The sequence below is a fragment of the Terrisporobacter othiniensis genome (genome assembly GCF_000808015.1).
Lineage (GTDB): Bacteria > Bacillota > Clostridia > Peptostreptococcales > Peptostreptococcaceae > Terrisporobacter > Terrisporobacter muris.
Window position 1 is genome coordinate 1 of sequence record NZ_JWHR01000056.1, and the last position, 1,435, is coordinate 1,435.

The 1,435-nt window shown below is 29.1% G+C and carries 1 protein-coding gene; it reads right to left on the reverse strand.

The window, feature by feature from the left end; translation table 11 throughout:
* Nucleotides 1–108: 108 nt before the first annotated feature.
* A complete protein-coding gene (locus QX51_RS05065) occupies nt 109–1,287 on the reverse strand; it encodes a CD0519/CD1768 family membrane protein (protein ID WP_039678818.1) in 1,179 nt (392 codons plus the stop codon).
* Nucleotides 1,288–1,435: the final 148 nt, after the last annotated feature.

The following is a 1,435-nucleotide window of genomic DNA, read 5'->3' on the forward strand; positions in this document are numbered from 1 at the left end:
ATTTTATATACATATATATAAATTATTCTTTAAATAAAAATTAAAAGCTGACTTCTATTAATTTAAGAAGTCAGCTTTCAGTTTATACTAATTATTTAATTTTTATATTTAAGCAATAAGCATAAATATAAAGTGTGCTGATATACCTGCACAAAGTCCACCTATTGTATGTGAAAGAATTGCTTTTCCTGTTAAAGATCTTGCATTCAATGCATCCATCATACCAACATGTGTACTTAAATATCCACTCCAGCACATTCCCATTGCTGTAAATACTGCTATGTCATTTGGTGTTACTATTCCATCAGTTATAAATTTAGGAACTAAACTCATTGCTGCCCCAACTGCACCTAATGATGTAATAGGAAATGCAATCGCTTCTGGAGAAGTAAATCCAAATAAAGGTTCTAATATAAAGTTTAATTTTTCACCTATCATAGGAAGTAAACCTATACCTTCATAGGCAACACCTGTATAGATAGCTTTTCCTGTTTCTGGATCAGTCGATGGTCCAAATGTTAAAATCATAACTAATGTACATACAATTAATACTCCTGGAATTATTGCCATACCAAGTTCTACTCCACTTTTACCACCTTCAAGCATTGACTCTAATGCTCTTTGGAATACATTTCCTGGTCTAACTTCTCGTACTTCTTCTATTTTTTCACTTTTATGTAATGCATCTTTTTTAGCATCATAATTATAATGTTTTTTTGTAAAGTGAAGCATAATTCTAACACTTATAATACTTCCTATTATTGCTCCTAAGTTACCTATAAGCGCTGGAAGTACATATTCACTTCCTTGTGAAATCATGAAAGTTGTAACTATAAGACCCATTCCAAATGCTGTTCCTATATTACATAATGCTGGTATTTGATAGTCTTTGAAATATTTTGTGAAAGATTTATCTTTTGCAAAAGCAATTATAGCTGGATTATCAGATAAATAAGTTGTAATTGCTCCAATTATACTAGCTCCTGGCATACCATATAAAGGTTTCATAAATATTGCAAATATCTTATTTAGCAAAGATATAACACCAAACTCTGAGAAAAGTGCACTTACAGCTCCTGCTAGTACTGCCATAGCCATTATTAAAAACACTGTGTTTAAAAGCAAATCATGAGCAGTATTCATAATAACTTTAAACATAATTCCAACTCCCATAATGCTACCTACATATCCAAATCCACCTATTAATACAGCTAAAAATATGAAAGTTTCTAAATTTGTGTTTTTTACTTTCTTTTGACTTAGTTTATTTTTCGATACAGCCTCCATTTGAAGTCTCCCCCTCTAAAATTTGTAATTTTTTAATGTTTATAAGTAAGTATAATCAAATTTTGTTATATTTGCAAACATATTATAATTATTTTAAATTGCAAATAAATTTTAATTTTTCAAAATATTCATCATATAGATTTTAAAT